This is a genomic window from Bacteroides sp. An19 (assembly GCF_002160215.1).
Classification (GTDB): domain Bacteria; phylum Bacteroidota; class Bacteroidia; order Bacteroidales; family Bacteroidaceae; genus Phocaeicola; species Phocaeicola intestinalis.
Genome location: NZ_NFKD01000009.1, coordinates 79219 through 101292, shown reverse-complemented (window position 1 = coordinate 101292; position 22074 = coordinate 79219). Strand labels below are relative to the sequence as shown.

The following is a 22074-nucleotide window of genomic DNA, read 5'->3' as shown; positions in this document are numbered from 1 at the left end:
TATTGCACGATAACTCATACCCTCCTGACGTAATTGGTACGCCAAAGATAAATACTCTTTCTTTAAAGTTTTTCTCATATTTCTTCTTTTTATGAGTCAACTTTTTTTAGGATAAGACATTCCCAGCCGATGGTAATGCTTTGTCCGGTTTTCTTGCGGCTGTATTGTAGCGTTCCGTTCCAGATGTCGTCTTTCTTCAGGTAGGCCAAGTCCACGAACGAGATGCCCTGCAGGTAGACAATCAGCATGAACATGTCCCTTGCGAAGGCGATGGCGGAGTCCTCCGGCAGCCGTAGATGCCTGATGGCACGCAACGGACCCAACGGAATGGCGCGCTTGGCTGTCTTGGCGAAGCCGGTGAATACGTGACGGAAAATGTCCTTGTCGGTTGTCAGTCCGGCTTCTACGGCCTTGCGGTAGAGGGTGCGCAAGGTGCGCAGGTAGCACGACGAGGAGTTGCGCTTCACGCCCTTCCCTTTCAGCCATGCCTCATACAGGTTCATGGTCTCGGCGTCCAGCGCGTCGATGGCAATGTCTTCGCCACCCCGGAAGCGGAAGAAGCTCGCCAGAGCATCGTGGTAGGTCTTGGCGGTTCCCGTCCTGCCGACCCGCAGCTTTTTCGCTGTCATGCCGTGGATAAAACTAAACCACGTCTGGCAGGGCGGCAGGCGACGGAATGCCGACACGATGTCGTCCGCCGTGTATTCCACCATTGCCAGTTCCTTTTCCGTAATCAGCGAGGTAATCTGTTTGCAGTCCCACCGCAGTTTGGAGGCAATCAGTTGCAGTTCCGCCCGCCGTTCCGGTGTGCCGGTGATGCGGATGAACGAAGTCCGCCCGTCCCATTCTTCGGGCATGACGCGGTAATCGGTGTAAACTGTTCTCGTGCTTCTGCGGTGAGTCACTTGGAAATACATAGTGCCAGGCTTGCCTTCAGCGGTGGAAGGGCGGAATTTCAGTTTGAATGTTGCCATAATTTCTGATTTTTAGTTTGTTATTAAACTGAAAATACACAGTGTAACCATTGAAAAACTCCGTCATTCCGTGCCGTATTGTTTGCAGATGGTTTAGTCTTTTTCTACTTGTCATGGCTCAAACAACAGGGCGAGTTCCACCCGTCGGCGCCTTTCTATGCTTGGGATAACCCGGCCTTTCCATTTCCGAAAAGACACATATTCCTTATGGATCTCCCTGTTGCCGCGTTCCAGCTTGCGTATCAGTCTGCTTTTGGGATGCTTCCCGCCTCCCAAAAGACGGTACGGGCCCACCTGATAGGCAAGGCAGGCAAGCAGTGTCGAGTCACGACCGAAGCGGCGGAACATACGGCACAGCTTCCGCATATCGGCACGGAGCAGGCTGTCGCCCTGTGCGCGGCTTATCTTATGGGTCAGCCGTTCACCGGGCAACAATTTGTGCCCGTATCCTATGTAAGGCAGATGCTTATGGCTTCCATGCCAACCCTCGTAATGCTTGGTGCAGAGTATGGCACGCTCGAACGGTGGCAATTCGTATATTCTCAACCGCTTTCCTTTGTCGGAAGCTTGCGCTGTCAAGTTGAGTGAAAACAGGAACAGCAGGGATAAAACACATAAAACCAATCTCATCTTGCCCCTTTCTTGTTTACCACGTCCTTTATCATCTCCTTCACGTCCTGACCTACTTTCACAAAATTCCGGTACAGGATGCGTTCCCTTTCTTCTTTCGATGGAAAAGTATAGAACTTGGGAAGCGGCACATACCCGTCTTCCTCTTTCTTAATCTCTTCCATGTCGAAATCTGTCTTGCAGAAAAATTTCGAAGTCTTGAACTCTTCGGCTTCCTGTATATTCATGCTGCCGCCCCGTCCGGTTTTGGTCTTCACGAAATCACGGGCTACCTGTCCGCATATCCATCCCGTAGGCAGGTCGCTTATCTTCGAGGCCGGCACGAGATTGTCCATGTTCTCGTTCAGGTTGATGCTGGTCTTGTCGCGGTCGATGGTCACGCCACGTTTCAGCTGTACCACCTTGCCAAAGATGTCGTTGCTCAGCCATTCAAGCGTTTCTTTAGAGCGGGCGGAGCCTGAAACCACGTTGCCCACTGTGGTGATAATCTTCTGCATACCCACTTTCCCGTAATCGGCTTCCAACTGCGGCAGTTCCTGAAAGCCCAATGCCACGCTCACTTTGTTGCTTCGTGCCGTTCCGATAAGTCGGTCTATCTTGTGAAAATACAGCGTGGGCAGCTCGTCCACGATGATACTTACGGGGATGTTCTTTCCCTGCCCTGTATTTACACGTGTCACAAGTCTGTTCAGTATCAGGGCGTTCAACGCCCCGATGATGCTTTCCATCTCCGGGTCGTTGGCTATCAGCAGGTAGCTGGGATTTTTCGGGTCACTCACTTTCAGGTCGAAGTCGTCTCCGTCCTTATGGAATATCCAGTACGATTCCTTGGTGGCAAGTCGGGAAGTATAGACACGCAGCGTACCGATCATGCCTTCCAACTGTTCCATAGCCTTGTTCTGGAATGCCGTCTGAAACGGGCCAAGCAGCGGTGCCACCTCGTTGTCGGTCTGCAGCACCTCGAAGATGGTCTGGTAGCTTTCATTGAGGAACGACAGGATGTGCGGCATATCCGAGTATTTGCCCAGCCAATAGGCAGGTTCCACGATGTTGCCGCCCTTGCGGTCGCGCACCACGCCCGTAGGCTTCCAGAACTTGGTCTCCTTGTCCTGCACTTTCTCCGCATACAGTTTGTTGCCGTCCTTGTCGTAAGGCTCCCGTTCGTAGTTCACGAAGAAATAGATGCAGGCGGCCAAGAAGTTCACTGCCGAGGTCTGGAAGAACTGGTCGCTACCTCCGCCACCTTCTTTCTTGCCTTTCTGCAAAGACTCCAGCAATGTTTCCGCCGTTTCGCTGGCAGCGGCAAGGTTGGGGATGTACTTCGCCTGTATCGGGTTCACCCTGCGACTGTATTCCACATTCACAAAGTTGATAATATTGAATTTGCATCCTTTGGGCAGTTTGCCCAGCTTCTGGTTCTTTTTGTAATGGTAGTACAGCTTGGTCGCCAATGTAGGGAACTTATAATCGTAAACTACTAAGGCAAAGCCTTTTGCGGAATGTTGCCGGATGAACGGCTCGATGATGGAAAAGGTCTTTCCGCTACCCGGAGTGCCGACCACCCAAGTTCCCCTAAACGGATTGCTGATGTTCACCCATCCCTTGCGGAACTTGCCTTTGTAATAGTAACGCATGGGCACATTGACCGAGTATTTGTTCTCCACTAACTCCGTGCATTGTTCGAAGCTCTCGTTCTCCAGGTTGAAGCGGTCTTTCAGCAAACCTTCCTTCAGGTATTTGGAGATGTTGTCCAATGCCACGTGAACCAGTATCGTACCGACCACCGATGCCGCCATGTAGAGGATGACGTTCAGGCGCATGGAGTAAAGGCGGACATCCATTTCATACCCGAACAGCCACACCGCAAGCACCAACAGCCCAATGCCCGACACCAGCGGGTAAAGCACCTGCCTCCGTGCATCGAACTCCAAGTGTTTCTTGTTCCTCGTACCCACGCAGGTGATGCAGATAAGCAGGAAGGTGGCAATCTTGCTGTACACAAGGTTGCCGTCATGGTAGATGAGCCACGTCTTCATGCGGTCGTGCACGTCACACACGATGCCGTTCCAATAGTCGAACACAGCCGGGTCGAACGCATACATGAAAAACTCCAGCAGGACGGACACGTACACCACCGTCCGGAATATCTTGTAAGCGCCTTGCAGTTCCTTGCTTTCTTCCATCTCGTACTTTCCTTAATCCTTAATTATTCATTCATCATTCTTCATTATACAGAGTGACTATCGCCCTCACCTTGTGCCCTTGCAGTTTGGGCGTTTCCTGTATGGCACCGCTCCCCATCGAGAACAGCCAAGCTTTGGCGGTTTCCTGCCCCTCCACTTCGGTACTCGTCCAATACCAACATCCATCGGCTTCGTTCGGCAGCGGGTCGCCGCCGCAAGCCTCTATGTAGGGATTTACAAACTCCTTGGCGGCATAGAGCAACCGCATCTGCGCCACCGAAGGTACGTAGGCACTCTGCCCGTACCGCCACATATCAAACACCTGCATGGCCATAGGTGAAGAAACATCGTCTGTGTCATACAAGGCAAAGGTATTCTCGTTTCCATCGTAAGTCGCCAAGTCGGCAGACGTTCCTTGCGCAATGCCCAAACTGTCAGCAAAGGCTTCCGGGGCAAGGTCGTGCAAATAGACCGCATAGCCTGTGCCATTTATTTCTTCATCGTGGTTCACATGGAACACCACGGCTATGGCTTCCTTGCCGGAACCCGCATAATCTTCGTAGCTTCGTGTCTTGCCGTCCGTGCAAAGTATATGTCCTACTTTCATCGAGGTGTCCAACGGGTCGTGATGCCCGTCACAGCCCACAAGGACGGCAACCAGCATTAGCACTACTGCCGCCCACGCTTTTCCTATCTTCTTCATCTTTCCTTTCATACCTTAATTATATATTCCGTAAAATTTGTCTGCTTCACGTGCCGGATTCTTCATTCTTAATTCTTCATTTTGTCGGTATCTTCACGCCGATGACAATGCCTGTCCGGAACAAATCTTCCCCTTTTATCATCAGGTCGCACTTGGCCTGCCAAAACAGCTTCCAGCCCTTGCGCAACGCATAGCTATGCTCATACCCCACATGGATGCCGCCCAGCACCTTGTCCCTATCCGAGCCCAGCGACCCGCCCAAGCGCAGGTTGCCGTGGTGATTACGGCTACGGAACACGCAGGGTTTGTAGGCAGCACCCACACCCCACGTATTGTAATGGTTCCAGAACAATTCGGGGCAGACGTGTCCGCAATCCTCACATTCGTCCCATTTCAGATAGACATTTCCGAAGAACTCCCACGCATGGTGGTAGTTCGTTTCGTACTCATAGCCGATGGTCAAGTCCATGCCCCTTTCATACAGCAATCCCGTTCCAATTAGTATTCTGCCATGCCGGTCATCAGCAAAGCCGGGCAGTATGGCTGCCAACAAGAAAACCAGTGCGACAAAGCCTTTTCGCACAGCCAAATTCTTAATTATTAATTCTGCATTCTTCATTTCCCTTACTCCTCCTGTAATAAGACCTCATTGAAACTGTCCGCGCAAAGCACGTCCTCATAGTCAATGTTCAGGGCGATAGTACGTCCTGAAATCTGTTTTTCGCTGACCTCGATAGTCAGTACCTTGTCATTGGGAAAAGTCATTTTCCTTACCACCAGTACATTGCGGTATCCGTGCAGGAACGATCCCTTTTGTTCCAGTTCCATTTCCGGCTTTAGCTCGATGACCTGTGAGTTGGTGGCTTTCGATACTTTCTTATCTGCCAGCTTGACGCGGATTTCGTCAATATCAAAGCGGATGTCCGTGCGGTTCTCAATGGAGAAGTCGATAAAGAAGTAGTCACCTACAGCGTAGATGTTGTTCAGTCGCATGGTCATCCGGTGCTGCCTGCGACTTACGTTCCGGTAGCGGGCAGGCGAAAGCCATACCTGACGGGCGAACCGGTACATGTCTTCGGTAGAAAGCGATACCGCCGGATTGTGGTAGGCGGTCATCTCTACCGGTTGTACCTCCTTGTCTGTCACGGCCTCCTGCAAACGGGTCGTATAAAGCAGTGCGTATTGTGTGCGGTAGCGTTCCGTTACAATGGTGACGATGGCAAGCACTTCGCCGTCTTCATGTCCGGCCTCCTTTGGTTTCAGGCGGATGGTGTTGTTTATCGGCTGGTCACCCGCTATCTTGTCCGTGGAGATGTCCACGAAGCGGATAGGTTCAGTGGCGGTAATGACAGTCGTCACCTGCTCGTTCACTGTCAGCTGTTCCATTTCATTGTAGGTCTGCTGCGCCTTGGCCGCGTGTCCTGCCAGCAGTGCGGCAACGGCCAGGATTCCTGATGTCAGTTTCATCTTCTTATTGCTTATGGTTGTTGTGTCTAACGATTATTGTCCCTTTTATCCCTGCCGTTCACCAGATAGACGAACGTGCCGTATTTCAGCTTCGCCTTGTTCTTGCGCACGGCCTTTGACAAAGCGTTGCTCGTGCGCTGATAGGCGTTCTGTATGGCCTGCATTCCCCATTGGGCAAAGGTGTTCCCGGTATTTCCGTTGTTAATGCTCATCGTGCTGCCGAGGGCGTTGGATGCCACATCCTGCGTGGTTTCCCTGAAGGAACTACCGGGTACATAAAGCCCCTCCAACCCATCCGTATCGTAGAGGGAGAGGTTCACTTTCACCAATTCGTCCTCCACCAGCAAGCTCTTGATGCTCCCTTTCACGCGCTGGCTGCCGAAGCCGCTCATCGTGGCATACAGGTACGAGCCTTTGGTCACCACCTTGCCGTCTATCTCCACGTCGTCCAACAGGCGCAAGCGCACCCGCGAGCCTTCCACCGCCTTGATGTCCTCGTCGATGATGGCCTTTATCAAGCGGGGTTCCGGTTCGTTTTCGGCCAAGGTGTTGAAGTAGTCCGAAGAGGTCTTCACTTTTTTTACCACTTGCTCGTTCTCGGCATTCTCGGCAAGCTCGTTCACGGCATTTTCGTTGATTTCCACCTTGCCGCCTATGGCGACACTGCCGGTGGGGGCGAGGTTCTCCGTGTCCGTGCTGTCCACGTCCTGCAATCCTTTTTGCCCTTGCTTTCTGGCTTCTGCCAGTGCCTTGTCCAACTCCGCCAAGGCCTCCTTGCGCCGTTGCTCGCTTCGCGCTAGGCGTTCTTCTTCGCTCAACGGTTGCACCCCGGTGGTGTCCGCCACCATCGCTTCGCCTCTTTCGGCGCTTTGCCGCAGGCGTTCCTGCATCTCACGCAAACGTTCCAGTTCCTCCGACCTTGCGGCTGCTTCCGAATCGAGCAGGGCAAGGTCTTCATCGGTATAGCGGGAATCGTAATCTTCTTTCTCTGTTTCATTGTTGTTCCGTTCAATGTTTTCTACAGCGGAATAGTCCTGTATCCGGCCGTAGGACTTAACCATGCTCTCATACTTGCCTCCGATACCGTCATCGCGCATCTGCGCCTCCGGCAATTCCGGGTTCAGGTACTCGGTGGTTTGTAGGGAGGTGGGCGATTCTGCTACCTCCGTGTCGAATATGTCAAACACTAAATACCCCGTCACCAGCAACAAAGGGTAGAGGATGGCCGGCAACACGTACTTGGGTTGTCTGAAGTTAATCCTGTCCGTCATCATGGTTCATAGGTTGTTTTTGTTTCAAAAGAATCTCCTGCCGTTCGGTGGCCGTGGCGTGCCTGCCATTGTCCGGTAATATGCATACCGATACCATGCGATACACATTAAGTGCCAGGCATCCCAATACGATGCCGAACACGATACCGAGAAACCACTTCGGATGCTTGCAGGCAAAGCGTTGCGCACACCCTGCCATCTTGTCTATCCGCAGGAAACGTGCGGCTTTCCGTCCTGCCTCCACTTCCTTCTTATACCGTTTCTCATACTTCGGGTCGTCCTTGTCAGGCATCTTCTCTCCGAAAATCAGTTTCTTCCATCCCATAATCGTTATGTTTTTGAATTTGAATTGTCAATTATCAATTGTTAATTGTTAATTGGTTAGTAGTTGTTCTTCGCCCGTTGCTCAATGTCTTTGTTGAGCAAGGTACGCCAATTCACAATCAGCAGCCCATGCGGGTTGTTGTCCGTCCGTGGTACACGTTTCAGTTGTCCAGCTGTCACCAATTCACGCATCAGGATGCTGGTGCGCCGCTCAATGCGCTGCCGTCCATAATAGGTAAACTCCATCTTTTCCTTATCGAATTTGATGCTGTCGCAGAAAATGCTGAACACGGCACTCGTACCCATAATGTTGTTGTAGAATCCTTTTTCCTTCAAAGTGTTGTACTGAGCCAATCCCGTTTCATCCACTAAATACATCGCCTTCTCCATCGTGTACTGGATATACTTGTCGTCCGGTGCAAGGGTGAAGAAGTAGTGGTGGAACATTTCGACATGGCTGCGGGCTTCTACATCGAGCGTTTCTTCCATCGAGGTGCGCTGCACCAGTATCGGCACATTGCCGTCCAGCACATAGATTTTCTGCTGTGCATCGGCTACCATGCCCCTTGCCGTCCAAATGCTCGACAAACTGATGACCACGCATCCCACGATGACCGCCACACAGACAATCCCCACCAGTTTGATTTTGTTCTCTAAGTTTTTTATGACCATAATCTTAACAGTTATAATCGTCGTTCACTATTCTTCTTTTATCTCATCAACGAGTGCATAGCCCCGGTGGCCGACATTTTCGCCTGTTGCGCCACGCCCTCACCGAAGTTTCTCGTGCTGAATGCCGTGTCACCCTCCGGTATCATCCATGCCGCAAGGTCTGGTACAAGGTTCAGGCATTTCAATGCCACGATGCTGGCCGCCATCAGGTAGCCCGCCGAGAAGAACGAGTTTTGCAAGTATGCCGCCATCGTTGTCTCGCTGGCGGTTATCGCCGTCAGGTTCTCCACTTGGATACACAATACGATGTCAAACAGTAGCAGCACATAGAAGCCCACGAAGTACAACATCGCCCCATAAAAATGTACCGTTAAGTACCTTGTCATCCATTTGGCCCAAGCCCCTTCCCATTTGGGCAACAGCGAGAAAGCCCATTGTATCGGGCCGAATATCGTCAGCATTCCAAGTAATATTTGCTGACAGTAAATGGTCGCCCACCAACCGATTCTATATACAATTAAGGCGATTACCATCACGATTTTATCCAGACAGACGGTCGCCCCGCTCACCAAGGAGGTGAACCACAGGCGGCTGGCATCTTTCTCCATTTCCGTCACTTCTTCGACACCCGTCTGTTCCATCGTCGATTCCACCAACGCCGGGTCCATCGTGCCCGAACGGGCAATGTCGGCTTGTGCCTGAAGGCTGGTGTACATGGTATCACGCACGTAAATGAGTTGCTGCACTTCCTCGAATTTGTCCGTAATCTGCAAAGCTTCAGCTTGGTAGAGGTCGTGGGTGTACGAGCCTATGGCGTTTGGGATATAGGACAGGAAGTCCAACACGCACCAACTGCTCCCGCTGTTGGTAATACTCGTGTCGGCGGGCGGATACCACCACGACATGATGACCGCCACCGCCAACGGCTTGAACAGTTTCATCACGTCCAATGGTTCTTTCTTCACCATCATCTTGTACGCCATGCCCGCCGCCATGATGATGGCGAACAGGGCAGCCAATGCCATGCACATCTGCAAGATCCACCAATTACTCCAGACGGGTAAAACCATTGGAAAACATATCTAACTTAATCGGTTAAATAGCACTGATTTATAGTTAGTTATGACTGTAGGCCGTTTTTTGATTGGATAGTTATATTTGCCTAATTTGGGATATAAAAGCACGTTTTTTGTCCCGTTTTTGTCCCGCCGTTAATTACCTTTGTAACGCTTGCAAGTGACTGATAAACAATATAGTAACAAATCCAAGAATCGGATAACACAGAAAAGAAAATGGGACGAAAGAAGAAAGAAATCAAAATCAAGGAGCCTGTCCGCATACGCGAAAAGAGGCTCAACGATGGCAATGTAAGCCTGTATCTTGACATGTACTATCGTGGCGCAAGGAAGAAAGAGGGTCTGAAACTCTACCTCGTGCCTGAAACGGATGCCGCCGCCAAGTTGCAGAACAGGAACACGCGCAAGCTGGCAGAGCAAATAAAGGCGCAACGCATCCTCGACATTCAGGAAAAGGGTCTTGTGAACTGGGAGGACGTGAAAAAGGCACGGATGACGCTCAGCGCATGGGTGGCGAAGTACACCGCCGAGGAAAACGGGTTAAGCCCGGTCAGCATGAGGTCGAAGCGAAACGCACAGGCAAGGGTGGAAGAATACCTATTATATATAGGCAAGCCAACCCTCGCCCTGAAAGAGGTTGACAAGGATTTCTGCAAGGGCTTCATCGCCTTTCTGAAAACCTGCACGTTCAACCAAGGCAAAAAGACGTTGAGCAGTACGACCTGCCGCATCTTCATGAACCGCCTTGCAGCCGCGCTGAACAAGGCCGTAAGCGAAGGACTGATAGACCGCAATCCTTTCAAACTGTTGGAAACAAAGGAGAAGCCGCAGAAGTTGAGCGCCATGCGTGAGTTCTTGACCATTGAGGAGCTTCGCCAACTGATGGCCACACCGTGCCGCTACGACATTGTGAAAAAGGCATTTCTGTTTTCCTGCTTCACAGGGTTACGGTACAGCGACATGATGACCTTGAAATGGGGCGAGATACACACGGCGGCGGACGGAAAGACGCTTTACATCGAACATCAACAAGTGAAAACCAAGAATACGGTGACGATACCGCTCTCCAACGAAGCCTTGAAATGGATGCCCCGAAAGTCAAAGGACGAAGAAAGGGTATTTCACCAGTTGCGCATCACCTCTACCACGGTGGAAGTGGTGTTGGGCGAATGGATGCAGGAGGCTGGCATCACGAAGCACATCACCTACCATTGCAGCAGGCATACGGCGGCGACCCTGTTGCTGACCCTCGGCGCAGACCTTTATACGGTGAGCAAGATACTCGGACACCGAAGCATCCGCATGACCGAAGTCTATGCCAAGATAGTGGATAAGAAGAAAATCGAAACGATGAACCTCGTGAACAATATGTTTGTATAACCCAAAATAGAAAGGAAGAATTTTATGAAAGTAGAAATCAAAGTGAGAATGTTGACAGCCGGGAACCGCAGTCTGTATCTGGAATACTATGAAACAGGCTTTCGCAAGAGGGAGAACCTGCATCTATACCTTGTTCCCGATGATGCGCCCAATGCAATGGTGCTAAACGAGCAGACCTACCGAAAGGCGCAGGAGATACAAGCGCAACGCATCTTAACCCCTCCGTCTTTCGAGAAAAAGAAAAAGGGGGAAGAATACGGAGCGGCCAAGTCCATGACCTGGCTCCAGTGGTGCGGTGATTATGTACAGTGCGCAATACTGAACGGCAACTGCAAAAAGATGATACAGCACAAGGATGTTGTGCGCAGACGGATTGAGGCTTATTTGAAACGAGCCAAGAAAACGGATATTCTGTTGAAAGACGTGGATAGGGACTTGGTATGTGGCCTGTTTGGATATATGCGCAATTACAGCAACCGAAAACAGATAAAGGCAAATGGTGGCAAGCTGGCGGCTTATACTCTCGTGCTGTTTGAGGAAACGGTAAAGGCTATTTTCAACAAAGCCATACGTGACGGTCTAATGACTTTCAATCCCGTTCAGGAACTTACAAGGGAGGAGCGTTTTCATGCGCCGGACAAACACCGTGAATACTTGACGGCTGACGAACTGAAACGCTTTCTTGCCGTACAGCCGCAAACCTATATGGAAGAAGTGGTGCAGAGGGCTTTCGGCTTCTCGTGCATGACGGGGCTTAGGCTCGGTGACATGCAACGGCTACGGTGGAGTGACATCAAGGACGTGAACGGCGTACAAACGGTGTCGGTCATCCAGCACAAAACCAAACGGCCTGTTGCCGTGCCGCTTAATGCGTTGGCTCTTTCGTTGCTTCCGGCACGACCCGAAAACGGAGAGGACGGCATCATCTTCCCGTTGGTGAAGAAGCCCGACAACGTGGCGAAATACGTGCGCCGCATCAAGGACAAGGCAGGGATAGAAAAGGACTTCACTTATCACAGCAGCCGCCATTCGGCGGCAACGCTGGCGATAACGGCAGGTGCAGAACTCTACTCGGTCAGCAAGATTTTGGGGCATGGCAGCATAGCATCCACGCAGGTTTACGCAAAGGTGAACATGGAAAAGAAAGTTGAAGCAATGAACCTGACAAACGGTGTGTTCTAACTTGAATGATAGCCCAAACAGGGGGGTGTTGAAATGACATCCCCCTATGTTTGAAGTAGAAGTTGTTTAGAGGGCGCTAAATCAACGACCCCTATAATGTTTCATATTTATTGAGAAGAAAACATTTTTGCAAAAACACAACTCGTTGGTTGTGCTTTCTCGAATAATTGTATTACCTTTGCATCCAGACAAGATAAGGTAATCTTTCAATGAATACAACGACAGATAAAATGCCTTGTATGGCTTTGGAAGCCGTAAGGCAGGAAACTGGTGTGAAACAGGATAAAAAGGATTGGGCGGAATACTCGCAGTTGATTGCCGCCGCCATGTCAAAACGTATGACGGAACTCGGCTTGACACAACAGATGCTTGCCGAAAAGATGAACTGCACCCAGCAATACATATCCAAAGTGCTGAAAGGCAAAAAGAATATGTCGTTGGAAACCATTTGCAAGATAGAAAACGCATTGGGAATTGAGATTATCAGAAGTCTGAATGATAATAAGTAACGCATAAAAGGTAGAACAGGAATATGTCTATACAAAGTGAAGCGGCATTGGAAGCCGGACTTATCGCCACGCTCCAGCAAATGGACTATGAATATGTCCAAATTGCCGAGGAGGACAATCTTCAAGCCAATTTCAAGAGGCAGTTGGAGATACACAACCGTAAGCGGTTGGCGGAGCATGGCCGTACCGAATTTACGGATGAGGAATTTGACAAGATACTCATCTACCTTGAAGGAGGCACACGCTTTGAAAAGGCGAAGAAGCTCCGCGACCTTTATCCGCTTGACACGGCGGACGGCAAACGCATCTGGGTGGAGTTCCTTAACCGTCAACAGTGGTGTCAGAACGAATTTCAGGTTTCCAACCAAATCACGGTGGAAGGGCGTAAGAAGTGCCGCTACGATGTGACCATTCTTATAAACGGTCTGCCTTTGGTACAGATTGAATTGAAACGTCGGGGCGTAGAGTTAAGGGTGGCATACGACCAAATCCAACGCTATCATAAGACTTCTTATCACGGGTTGTTTGATTACATTCAACTGTTCGTGATTTCCAACGGTGTCAACACACGCTACTTCGCCAACAATCCAAACGGAGGCTATAAGTTCACGTTCAACTGGACGGACGCAGCCAATGTGCCGTTCAATGAATTGGATAAGTTTGCAGCCGCATTTTTGGAGAAATGTACGCTCGGCAAAATCATAGGAAAATACATCGTGCTGCATGAGGGCGACAAGTGCCTGATGGTGCTTCGTCCGTACCAGTTCTATGCCGTGGAGAAGATATTGGATAAGGTGAAGAACTCCAACGACAACGGCTATATATGGCATACAACAGGAGCCGGAAAGACCTTGACTTCATTCAAGGCGGCACAGCTTGTTTCCGAACTGGACGATGTGGATAAGGTAATGTTTGTGGTTGACCGTCACGACCTTGACACCCAAACCCAATCGGAATATGAAGCCTTTGAGCCGGGTGCGGTGGACGGCACGGACAACACGGATGAGCTGGTGAAACGGTTGCACAGCAATTCTAAGATAATCATTACGACTATCCAAAAGCTCAACGCCGCAGTCAGCAAAACGTGGTATAGCAACAAGATTGAGGCCATACGTCACTCCCGTATCGTGATGATATTCGACGAGTGCCACAGGAGCCACTTCGGGGAAAGCCACAAGCGCATAATGAAGTTCTTTGACAACGCCCAAGTGTTCGGCTTCACTGGTACGCCCATCTTCACGGAGAATGCCATTAACGGGCATACCACCAAAGAGATATTCGGCAACTGCCTGCACCAATACCTTATCAAGGATGCCATAGCCGATGAAAACGTGCTGGGCTTCCTTGTGGAGTATTATCACGGAAGCGAAGAAGTGGAAAAGGGCAATGCCAACCGCATGGAGGAGATAGCCAAATTCATCCTTAATAATTTCAATAAGTCAACCTTTGACGGTGAGTTTGATGCTCTGTTTGCCGTGCAATCCGTACCGATGCTTATCCGCTATTACAAGATATTCAAGTCGTTGAAGCCGAAAATCCGTATCGGCGCAGTATTTACATACGCTGCCAACAGCAGCCAGGACGATGAACAGACGGGAATGAATACGGGGCAGTATGTCAGCGAAAGCACAGGCGAGGCGGACGAACTGCAAGCCATCATGGATGACTACAATGAAATGTTCGGCACAGCGTTCACGACCGAGAATTTCCGTGCTTACTACGATGACATCAACCTGCGCATGAAAAAGAAGAAAGCGGACATGAAGCCGCTTGACCTCTGCCTTGTCGTGGGTATGTTCCTGACGGGCTTCGACAGCAAGAAACTCAATACGCTCTATGTGGATAAGAATTTGGTATATCACGGATTACTGCAAGCGTTCAGCCGCACGAATCGTGTGCTGAACGAGAAAAAGCGTTTCGGTAAAATTATATGCTTCCGTGATTTGAAAAGCAATGTTGATACGGCCATCAGGCTTTTCAGCAACTCCAACAATCCCGAAGAAATAATACGACCTCCGTTTGAGGAAGTGAAAAAGGAATACCAACAGTTGGCAACGGATTTCTTGCGGAAATACCCAGAGCCAAGTAGCATTGACCTGCTACAGAGCGAAAAGGACAAGAAAGACTTTGTGCTTGCTTTCCGTGACATCATTCGCAAACATGCGGAAATCCAGATATACGAGGACTACAGCGAAGATGCTGATGATTTGGGGTTGACCGAACAGCAATTTAACGACTATAAGAGTAAATACCTTGACATTACGGTCGGGTTTATCGAGCCTCCTGTCTATCCTTCGGTTGTCGCTGAAGATCTGGCACCTTATGGTGATGAACAAGGACTGGAAGATATTGATTTCTGCCTTGAACTCCTGCATAGCGACATTATCAATGTGGCATATATCCTCGAACTGATTGCCAACCTTGACCCGTACAGCACGGACTATGCAGAACGGCGCAAGAACATCATAGATACGATGATAAAAGACGCTGAAATGCGTAACAAAGCGAAACTTATTGACGGCTTCATCAAAAAAAATGTGGACGAAGATAAGGAGAACTTCATGATGCAACGGCAAAAGGCGGACGGTACAAACGAACTGGAAGAACGCCTGAACCGATATATCTCCGCTGAACGAGAAAAAGCCGTGAACTCATTGGCACAGGATGAAGGTCTTGCCACAGACGTGCTTGACCATTACCTGAAAGAATACGACTACCTGCAAAAAGAGCAGCCAGAGATTATACAGAAAGCTCTCAAGGAAAAGCATCTTGGACTGATTAAGACCCGTAAAGCTCTGACACGGATAATGGATAGGTTGCGTAGTATAATAAGAACTTTTAGTTGGAAATAAAATGTATTGTAAATTTTGTGGAAAAGAAATCTCGGATGATTCAAAATTTTGTTGCTATTGTGGTCAACAAGTTAGTGAAGTACATAATAATTCTAAGAATGAACATTCAGATGTCAAAAATGATTCTCAGGTTATACCAGTAGAAATAAAGAAAACCGTAAACGTAAGCATTTCAAAAAAAGAGCATGTAAAGAAATCGACAATAGCAAATGAGATTATTGCTAATCTAAAAATGTGTGGTTTTGCTTTGGTCGTATTAATCACCTTTGTTGTAGGTTTCTATTTATATCATGCAAATGACATAAAACCAATGGATGAGTACAATCCTTGGGGTTATAGTTGTTATGATAGGGTTGTCCCTGGTCTTGTAGAAACTCCATGGGAACATATTTATTACGATGATATTTATGCTTCTCTTCCTTATTCAGAATGGGGTGAATTAGAAAAGAAAACTGGTATTCCTGCTAGAGATTTTTCTACGCCAAGTAATCTCAATTTATTTGGATATGTAAAACCCCAAGAGGCTCTTAAGCGTGCAGAAAATATGGCTGATGCTAAAAACATACCAATTTCAATCAGAGAGAAAATGAAAAAGTCTGCTAAAGAAAGTGCAGAAAGTATTAAGGAAAACGTCAGGGAACTTGGTACATTGTATAGAAAGGAAGGATTTGAAAGTGATCGAAATGAAAAAGTTAAATGGTGTGCTATAATATCTTTTTGTTTTTTTATATTAGGAAGATATGTAATTAAAATGGGAAAATGGATAGTTATAAACAAATCTGAAAACTAAATATGAGCGAAGAATTACAACAGAAACTCCGTGACCAACTTTGGGAAGTAGCCAACAAGCTGCGTGGTAATATGTCAGCCAGTGATTTCATGTATTTCACTTTGGGCTTCATCTTCTACAAATACCTTTCGGAGAAGATAGAAGCATACTCAAACAACGCCTTGGTGGATGACGGCGTATCGTTCAAAGACTTATGGGATATGGAGGATGAAGATGCCGTTGAACTACAAGAGGAACTGAAAAAGCAATGTTTGGAAGGTGTCGGTTACTTTATAGAACCGACTTACCTCTTTTCATCCGTGATTGACCGAATCAAAAAGAAAGAGAATATATTGCCAATCCTTGAACGGTCGCTGAAACGGATTGAGGACAGTACATTGGGACATGACAGTGAGGAAGATTTTGGAGGTCTGTTCTCAGATATTGACCTCGCTTCACCCAAGTTGGGTAAGACGGCTGATGATAAGAATACGCTCGTCAGCAATGTGCTGTTGGCATTGGACGATATAAAGTTTGGTGTGGAGGCATCGGAAGAAATAGACATCCTTGGCGATGCCTACGAGTATATGATTGGCCAGTTTGCCGCTGGAGCCGGAAAGAAAGCCGGAGAGTTCTATACACCGCAAGAGGTTAGTCAGATATTGGCTGAAATTGTGTCTATCGGTCATGCGCGGCTTCGCAATGTGTATGACCCGACTTGCGGTAGCGGCTCGTTGCTTCTTCGTGCGGCAAAGGTGGGTCATGCCGTGGATATTTATGGGCAGGAAAAGAACCCGACAACTTACAACCTTGCCCGAATGAATATGCTGTTGCATGGCATTAAGTTCAGCAACTTCAAGATAGAGAACGGCGATACATTAGAATGGGATGCCTTTGGCGATACGCAGTTTGACGCAGTGGTGGCAAATCCTCCTTTCTCCGCAGAATGGAGTGCCGCCGATAAGTTCAACAACGATGACCGTTTCAGTAAGGCCGGACGGCTTGCGCCGAAGAAAACAGCCGACTACGCCTTTATCCTCCATATGATTTACCATTTGAATGAGGGTGGCACAATGGCTTGCGTAGCTCCGCATGGGGTGCTGTTCCGTGGAAATGCAGAGGGGGTAATCCGCCGTTTCCTCATAGAGAAGAAGAACTACATAGATGCTATCATTGGTTTGCCTGCCAATATCTTCTATGGTACGAGCATACCGACTTGCATCCTTGTGTTTAAGAAATGCCGCAAGGAAGATGACAACATCCTGTTCATTGATGCCAGCAAGGAGTTTGAGAAAGTCAAGACGCAAAACAAGCTCCGTCCGCAACATATCCAGAAGATTGTGGAAACCTACCGTGACCGCAAGGAAATAGAAAAGTACAGCCACCTTGCTACGCTGCAAGAGATAGCCGACAACGATTATAATCTGAACATCCCTCGTTACGTTGATACGTTTGAGGAAGAAGAACCGATTGACATCAAGGCTGTAATGGCGGAAATCAAAGAATTGGAAGCTAAACGTGCCGAGTTGGATAAGGAGATTGAAGTTTATCTGAAAGAATTGGGCATTGTATAATTCTGAATGTGAAATTTGAAGTCGCAAATTGCGACATCAAGGTTTATAAGCTATGGCGAAAGACAGGGAAAAGATAGAGGGTAAGGCAAGCGAACCGGTCGCAAATTGCGGCCAGTTACCAGAGGTTATTGACATAAAGCCGATGATTCGGGTAATCAGAGGCCAACAAGTCATAATTGACAGGGATTTGGCTCTGTTATACGGTGTGGAAACCAGAGTGTTGAACCAAGCTGTAAAACGAAACAGTGAGCGATTCCCAGATGACTTCATGTTTCAACTCAGCAAAGAGGACGTTGAAATCTTGAAATCACAAAATGTGACTTCAAGTTGGGGCGGCGACAGAAGATTGCCTTACGCATTTACAGAACAAGGTATTGCCATGCTTAGCTCTGTCTTGAAATCACAAACTGCCGTAGATGTGAATATCCGCATTATGCGAGACTTTGTGTCCATGCGCCGTTTCATTGCCACTAATGCCCAACTGTTCCAACGGCTTGAAACGATAGAATATCATCAACTGGAAATGAAACAGCATCAAGAGGTAACGGACAAGCGCATTGACGAGGTTTTCAAGCGACTTGACGCAAACATTCCACCCATACAAGGCATATTCTATGATGGACAAGTGTTTGATGCTTACCGTTTCGTGTCTGATTTGATGCGAAAGGCCAAACGTTCAATCGTGCTTATTGATAACTATGTGGATGACACCGTGCTTACCTTGCTTGACAAGAGGGAGAACGGAGTGACGGCAACCATCTACACACAACGTATCAGTAGCCAGTTTCAGTTGGATGTTGACCGTCACAACGCCCAATATCCACTCATAGAGATAAAGCTATTTAATAAAGCGCATGACCGCTTCTTGCTTGTGGACGATGAGGTTTACCACATAGGAGCATCCATCAAAGATTTGGGTAAAAAGTGGTTTGGCTTTACCCTGATGCGTGACATCACGGCAACTGAACTTATCAACAAAATTAAAGAGTAATGACTATGGCAGACAATAAAGATAAGAAAGTCCTTAATGTTCCGGCTTTGCGATTCCCGGAGTTTAGTGGGGAGTGGGATGAATATGCTATTGGCGAGATTTTGTCTATTGGAAATGGGCGTGATTATAAGCACCTACATAATGGAGACATTCCTGTATTTGGAACAGGTGGATATATGACCTCAGTAGATGATTTTCTTTATGATGGAGAGTCTGTATTTGTTGGTCGCAAAGGGACTATCAATAAGCCATTATATTACAACGGGAAGTTTTGGACTGTTGATACCTTATTTTATACTTATAATTTTACCGATGTACTTCCTAAATTTGTATATTGCTTATTCCAAACAATAAACTGGTTAAAATATAATGAAGCATCAGGTGTTCCCAGTTTATCAAAAGCAACTATTGAAAAAATCAAAGTTCGTATTCCATCAATGGATGAGCAGGACAAATTGTCAAATCTATTATTCTTGCTCGACAAACGTATAGAAGTACAGAACAAAATCATTGAGAAATACGAATCCTTAATTCAGGCGATTATTTATAAAGCAAAGATAGATGGGATAAGTAAAGGTACATGGCGAAGAATAGACCTATGTAAAGTTTTGCAAGAGCGGAATGAGAAGAATGTTAATGGAAGAACAATCTGTTCTGTTTCTGTCAGCCAAGGGGTAGTGAATCAGATTGAGTATCTTGGACGTTCTTTTGCTGCAAAACAAACGAGCCATTATAATGTTGTCAAATACGGTGATATTGTTTACACGAAAAGTCCGACTGGTGATTTCCCGTATGGCATAATAAAGCGCAGCAACATTAGAGATGATGTAGCTGTTTCGCCTTTGTATGGAGTTTATATTCCTGTTAATGATAGTATAGGTGTGATTTTGCATTTTTATTTTATGCGACCAAGCAATGCCTTCAACTATTTGCATCCACTTATACAAAAGGGTGCAAAGAATACTATAAACATAACTAACGGAAGATTTTTGGAAAATTCCATCCCTCTCCCGATTTCAGAAAATGACACCAACACTATAGCTGGAACCTTGAAATCTATTCAAGAAAAAATTGAGATAGAAAAAAGTTTATTGCAATCATACACCAAAGAGAAAGAGTATCTGTTACGTCAGATGTTCATATAAACAACTGGCGTAGCAGATAACACTTTTGATTACAAAGCAATCTCATTATCTGTTTTTCAACAATTAGTTTGTCTGAATAGTTTTTGAGGAATGAGTATATTATGCGTTGCTTTTCTATCACCGGGAAAGAAAATTTTTTCTTCATAAAGTCACTTTTCTGCAAATTGAAACGTGTACTACCTTGTGCCAATGGGTAAACGGCTTTTCTAAATGATTGTGATGAAACATAGTAAGCCAAAAATGGAGGATATATTTTAGCTTCATCGGTTATATGAATACCAAAGCAAAAACTATTCAGATACAAAGGATAAGTTTCTCCCAAATATACGGCACCCATTCCAACTTCTTCCGGCGTTTCAGAAGATAACGTAAGAAGAATATCTCCATAACGGACAACTGATTGTTGTTCTGTTTCATTGATTTTCACCAAACCTACATCGGTTGAATCAATGATTTGATTCTGATAGACATTCATGTAAGTTATGAACGGATAGCCGTCACCAAAATCTTCTGCACTTTTCCCTGATAACCCTGAATATGATTGTCCAAAGTCGCCAAAAGATAATGTGACTTGCTGCGTTTCTCGTTCAATCAAAGTATCGCACATCGCCTGAATTAAGGATTTTCATAGTTATATTAAGGGGATTATCGAAACTGTCATTTCTTTGCAAAAGCCTAATACATTTATAAAAGATTGCCTTGAATGTAATTCATCCATATTGCAAGAAAGCCAAGTTGCAGAATATGGCGCTTCCCCTGTCTATGGAGCAACTGGTATAACAGGCTATACAGAAGCAGCAGATGTAAACGGTGAATCCATTTTGATAATCAAAGATGGTTCAAGTGTTGGTACGGTTAAGTATGTGACTGGAGAATACAGCTACATCGGAACTCTCAACCGCCTAATAGCAAAAGATGGCTATTATTTAAAATACATATACTTCGCCTTGCAAGGATTTAGTTTTGAACCATATAAAACAGGAATGGCTATACCACACATTTATTTTAAAGATTATGGTAAAGCTAAGATTTACTGTACATCCCTTAGTTTGCAAACATTGATTGCTCAAAAACTTTCCCTTATAGAGAATAAAATGGAGGTAGAAAAACGAATAATTTTATGCTATCAACTGCAAAAATCTTATCTACTTTCACGAATGTTTATCTAAACATCTGTGACAATAAAAACTCTTTTTGCTTCTGCAACTTCATTTGGAATATTACTTCATTTTCCAATTTTTCAGACAAAGTAGATAGCAATTTTGCAATTTCATCCTGTTTGACAGAACAAGGAACAGGGCATGGAATGTGATTTATATCTTTTAGATATGCAGTTCGCATTGTTCCTTCTGTTACAATTCGTTCAACGGCCTTGGTAAACGCTGTTGATGTCATAAAGTAATATAGAAACTCCACGTTTATATCTGCTTTGGGAACAACGCCCAAAATGCCTTGTTTTGTACAAACAGGGAACAGATTTATTGATATTGCTCCAATAGTAGCACCATTGGAATAGATTATAGAATTTGCGGGAACAATCCAAGCTGATGACTTTTGTAGTCCAAGTTCTGTAATACAATCTTTATTAGTCTTTATATACTTGTTTTGTAAGTCATCTATTTTTATAAATGGAATAGTCCCGTTATCATAATATTCAGGATTTGAAGTTGCAGGAGTTCCACCTTCACCAGCCCGAACATAGATTTCTTTGAATGGTACTTTAGGAAATTCGTTAGCTGTAAAAATGGAATCAACAATCCCCTTAATTAAGGTTTCAAGTTTCTCAATGATTTTGTTTTGCAATTCCATGCGCTCATCAAGCATAGACAACAATTTTACTATCTTCTGTTGTTCCTGCAAGCATGGATTATATGTCTTAATAGCCTTTATATTATCACCATATAAATGTACAACAGATACACCTTGTGCTAATTTGGCTATATCAATCTTCCGCTTGCCATTTAGCTGATAGGCCATAAACGCACCATCATCTTTGTGTAAACGGATGATATTCAAATCTCCTCCCAATAATATATTATCAAATGGAACACACCGAGCGACAGCTATATCTATGGCAGTTTCACCCGAACATGGAATAATTACATCATTTCGTTTACTATGCTTGAGATTTGATGATTCTATATTCGTTTTGCTTATCACTTTATGGATAATTTCAGATTTATATTTGGTATAAAGTTCACCATACAAAATACAAGGCTCACCATCTTCCGATAATTGTTCTTTGGATATACCAACTCCTTTAGATAATTCCGCAATCTCATCTAACCGTTCTTCTTTCCATTCTCCCGTAAACTCCGGGAATCGCAAAGCCGGAACATCACACACTATATTTCTCTAATTATAAGAACCAA

At 46.4% G+C, this 22074-nt stretch carries 21 protein-coding genes; 9 read left to right on the top strand and 12 right to left on the bottom strand.

The window, feature by feature from the left end; all coding sequences use genetic code 11:
* Positions 1-89: 89 nt before the first annotated feature.
* The 10 genes from B5F25_RS06305 to B5F25_RS06260 all read right to left on the bottom strand — a co-directional run bounded on the left by B5F25_RS06305 (position 90) and on the right by B5F25_RS06260 (position 9294).
* Entirely contained in the window at positions 90-974 is an 885-nt protein-coding gene (locus tag B5F25_RS06305; protein WP_241148367.1) for a site-specific integrase, read from the bottom strand.
* A gap of 111 nt (positions 975-1085) precedes the next feature.
* A complete protein-coding gene (locus tag B5F25_RS06300) occupies positions 1086-1604 on the bottom strand; it encodes a glycoside hydrolase (protein WP_087248320.1) in 519 nt (172 codons plus the stop codon).
* The gene (locus B5F25_RS06295) at positions 1601-3787 is read right to left on the bottom strand and encodes a type IV secretory system conjugative DNA transfer family protein (protein ID WP_087248318.1); all 2187 of its coding nucleotides are present in this window, start codon (positions 3785-3787) and stop codon (positions 1601-1603) included. Before B5F25_RS06295 ends, B5F25_RS06300 begins: the two co-directional genes overlap by 4 nt.
* A 34-nt stretch (positions 3788-3821) precedes the next feature.
* Positions 3822-4490 carry a DUF1566 domain-containing protein gene (locus B5F25_RS06290; RefSeq protein ID WP_087248338.1) on the bottom strand — a complete coding sequence of 223 codons (669 nt, stop codon included), beginning with the start codon at positions 4488-4490 and terminating at the stop codon, positions 3822-3824.
* 76 nt (positions 4491-4566) lie between these two features.
* Positions 4567-5109: a hypothetical protein gene (locus B5F25_RS06285; protein WP_087248316.1), complete on the bottom strand. Its 543-nt coding sequence runs from the start codon at positions 5107-5109 to the stop codon at positions 4567-4569.
* Between the two features lie 5 nt (positions 5110-5114).
* A complete protein-coding gene (traN, locus tag B5F25_RS06280; protein ID WP_087248314.1) occupies positions 5115-5957 on the bottom strand; it encodes a conjugative transposon protein TraN in 843 nt (280 codons plus the stop codon).
* Positions 5958-5983: 26 nt separating this feature from the next.
* Positions 5984-7231 (bottom strand): conjugative transposon protein TraM, encoded by a 1248-nt coding sequence (gene traM, locus B5F25_RS06275; protein ID WP_087248311.1) that lies wholly within the window; start codon positions 7229-7231, stop codon positions 5984-5986.
* Positions 7212-7553: a hypothetical protein gene (locus B5F25_RS06270; protein WP_087248309.1), complete on the bottom strand. Its 342-nt coding sequence runs from the start codon at positions 7551-7553 to the stop codon at positions 7212-7214. Before B5F25_RS06270 ends, traM begins: the two co-directional genes overlap by 20 nt.
* Positions 7554-7609: 56 nt before the next feature.
* Positions 7610-8224: a conjugative transposon protein TraK gene (gene traK, locus B5F25_RS06265; RefSeq protein WP_013619318.1), complete on the bottom strand. Its 615-nt coding sequence runs from the start codon at positions 8222-8224 to the stop codon at positions 7610-7612.
* A 38-nt stretch (positions 8225-8262) separates the two neighbouring features.
* A complete protein-coding gene (locus B5F25_RS06260; RefSeq protein WP_343206226.1) occupies positions 8263-9294 on the bottom strand; it encodes a hypothetical protein in 1032 nt (343 codons plus the stop codon).
* Between the two features lie 222 nt (positions 9295-9516).
* On the opposite strand from B5F25_RS06260, the gene B5F25_RS06255 reads away from it, so the two are divergent.
* The 8 genes from B5F25_RS06255 to B5F25_RS06220 all read left to right on the top strand — a co-directional run bounded on the left by B5F25_RS06255 (position 9517) and on the right by B5F25_RS06220 (position 19702).
* The gene (locus B5F25_RS06255; protein WP_087248305.1) at positions 9517-10680 is read left to right on the top strand and encodes a site-specific integrase; all 1164 of its coding nucleotides are present in this window, start codon (positions 9517-9519) and stop codon (positions 10678-10680) included.
* A gap of 24 nt (positions 10681-10704) precedes the next feature.
* Entirely contained in the window at positions 10705-11862 is a 1158-nt protein-coding gene (locus tag B5F25_RS06250; protein WP_087248303.1) for a site-specific integrase, read from the top strand.
* A 209-nt stretch (positions 11863-12071) separates the two neighbouring features.
* Complete coding sequence (locus tag B5F25_RS06245) at positions 12072-12371, top strand: helix-turn-helix transcriptional regulator (protein ID WP_087248301.1); 300 nt, start codon at positions 12072-12074, stop codon at positions 12369-12371.
* Positions 12372-12394: 23 nt separating this feature from the next.
* Positions 12395-15223 (top strand): type I restriction endonuclease subunit R, encoded by a 2829-nt coding sequence (locus B5F25_RS06240; RefSeq protein ID WP_087248299.1) that lies wholly within the window; start codon positions 12395-12397, stop codon positions 15221-15223.
* A gap of 1 nt (position 15224) precedes the next feature.
* Complete coding sequence (locus B5F25_RS06235) at positions 15225-16013, top strand: zinc ribbon domain-containing protein (protein WP_087248297.1); 789 nt, start codon at positions 15225-15227, stop codon at positions 16011-16013.
* Between the two features lie 2 nt (positions 16014-16015).
* A complete protein-coding gene (locus B5F25_RS06230) occupies positions 16016-17566 on the top strand; it encodes a type I restriction-modification system subunit M (RefSeq protein ID WP_087248295.1) in 1551 nt (516 codons plus the stop codon).
* Between the two features lie 52 nt (positions 17567-17618).
* Positions 17619-18557, top strand: a complete 939-nt coding sequence (locus tag B5F25_RS06225; RefSeq protein ID WP_087248293.1) for an ORF6N domain-containing protein — start codon at positions 17619-17621, stop codon at positions 18555-18557.
* Positions 18558-18562: 5 nt separating this feature from the next.
* Entirely contained in the window at positions 18563-19702 is a 1140-nt protein-coding gene (locus tag B5F25_RS06220; protein WP_140406871.1) for a restriction endonuclease subunit S, read from the top strand.
* On the opposite strand, the gene B5F25_RS06215 is transcribed toward B5F25_RS06220, so the two are convergent.
* Positions 19695-20309 (bottom strand): restriction endonuclease subunit S, encoded by a 615-nt coding sequence (locus tag B5F25_RS06215; RefSeq protein WP_068856330.1) that lies wholly within the window; start codon positions 20307-20309, stop codon positions 19695-19697. The two genes, B5F25_RS06220 and B5F25_RS06215, sit on opposite strands and share 8 nt — an antisense overlap.
* A gap of 58 nt (positions 20310-20367) precedes the next feature.
* Between B5F25_RS06215 and B5F25_RS06210 the strand changes: the two genes are divergently transcribed.
* Positions 20368-20871 (top strand): restriction endonuclease subunit S, encoded by a 504-nt coding sequence (locus B5F25_RS06210; protein ID WP_241148366.1) that lies wholly within the window; start codon positions 20368-20370, stop codon positions 20869-20871.
* Here the strand turns inward: B5F25_RS06210 and B5F25_RS06205 are convergent.
* On the bottom strand, positions 20864-22048 hold the full coding sequence (locus tag B5F25_RS06205) for a restriction endonuclease subunit S (RefSeq protein ID WP_241148365.1): 1185 nt from the start codon (positions 22046-22048) through the stop codon (positions 20864-20866). The genes B5F25_RS06210 and B5F25_RS06205 overlap by 8 nt on opposite strands.
* Positions 22049-22074: the final 26 nt, after the last annotated feature.

Coding starts and splice junctions, on each gene's coding strand:
- B5F25_RS06305 (WP_241148367.1), bottom strand. CDS start 974: ATGGCAACATTCAAACTGAAATTCCGCCCTTCCACCGCTGAAGGCAAG.
- B5F25_RS06300 (WP_087248320.1), bottom strand. CDS start 1,604: ATGAGATTGGTTTTATGTGTTTTATCCCTGCTGTTCCTGTTTTCACTC.
- B5F25_RS06295 (WP_087248318.1), bottom strand. CDS start 3,787: ATGGAAGAAAGCAAGGAACTGCAAGGCGCTTACAAGATATTCCGGACG.
- B5F25_RS06290 (WP_087248338.1), bottom strand. CDS start 4,490: ATGAAGAAGATAGGAAAAGCGTGGGCGGCAGTAGTGCTAATGCTGGTT.
- B5F25_RS06285 (WP_087248316.1), bottom strand. CDS start 5,109: ATGAAGAATGCAGAATTAATAATTAAGAATTTGGCTGTGCGAAAAGGC.
- traN (WP_087248314.1), bottom strand. CDS start 5,957: ATGAAACTGACATCAGGAATCCTGGCCGTTGCCGCACTGCTGGCAGGA.
- traM (WP_087248311.1), bottom strand. CDS start 7,231: ATGATGACGGACAGGATTAACTTCAGACAACCCAAGTACGTGTTGCCG.
- B5F25_RS06270 (WP_087248309.1), bottom strand. CDS start 7,553: ATGGGATGGAAGAAACTGATTTTCGGAGAGAAGATGCCTGACAAGGAC.
- traK (WP_013619318.1), bottom strand. CDS start 8,224: ATGGTCATAAAAAACTTAGAGAACAAAATCAAACTGGTGGGGATTGTC.
- B5F25_RS06260 (WP_343206226.1), bottom strand. CDS start 9,294: ATGGTTTTACCCGTCTGGAGTAATTGGTGGATCTTGCAGATGTGCATG.
- B5F25_RS06255 (WP_087248305.1), top strand. CDS start 9,517: ATGGGACGAAAGAAGAAAGAAATCAAAATCAAGGAGCCTGTCCGCATA.
- B5F25_RS06250 (WP_087248303.1), top strand. CDS start 10,705: ATGAAAGTAGAAATCAAAGTGAGAATGTTGACAGCCGGGAACCGCAGT.
- B5F25_RS06245 (WP_087248301.1), top strand. CDS start 12,072: ATGAATACAACGACAGATAAAATGCCTTGTATGGCTTTGGAAGCCGTA.
- B5F25_RS06240 (WP_087248299.1), top strand. CDS start 12,395: ATGTCTATACAAAGTGAAGCGGCATTGGAAGCCGGACTTATCGCCACG.
- B5F25_RS06235 (WP_087248297.1), top strand. CDS start 15,225: ATGTATTGTAAATTTTGTGGAAAAGAAATCTCGGATGATTCAAAATTT.
- B5F25_RS06230 (WP_087248295.1), top strand. CDS start 16,016: ATGAGCGAAGAATTACAACAGAAACTCCGTGACCAACTTTGGGAAGTA.
- B5F25_RS06225 (WP_087248293.1), top strand. CDS start 17,619: ATGGCGAAAGACAGGGAAAAGATAGAGGGTAAGGCAAGCGAACCGGTC.
- B5F25_RS06220 (WP_140406871.1), top strand. CDS start 18,563: ATGGCAGACAATAAAGATAAGAAAGTCCTTAATGTTCCGGCTTTGCGA.
- B5F25_RS06215 (WP_068856330.1), bottom strand. CDS start 20,309: ATGTGCGATACTTTGATTGAACGAGAAACGCAGCAAGTCACATTATCT.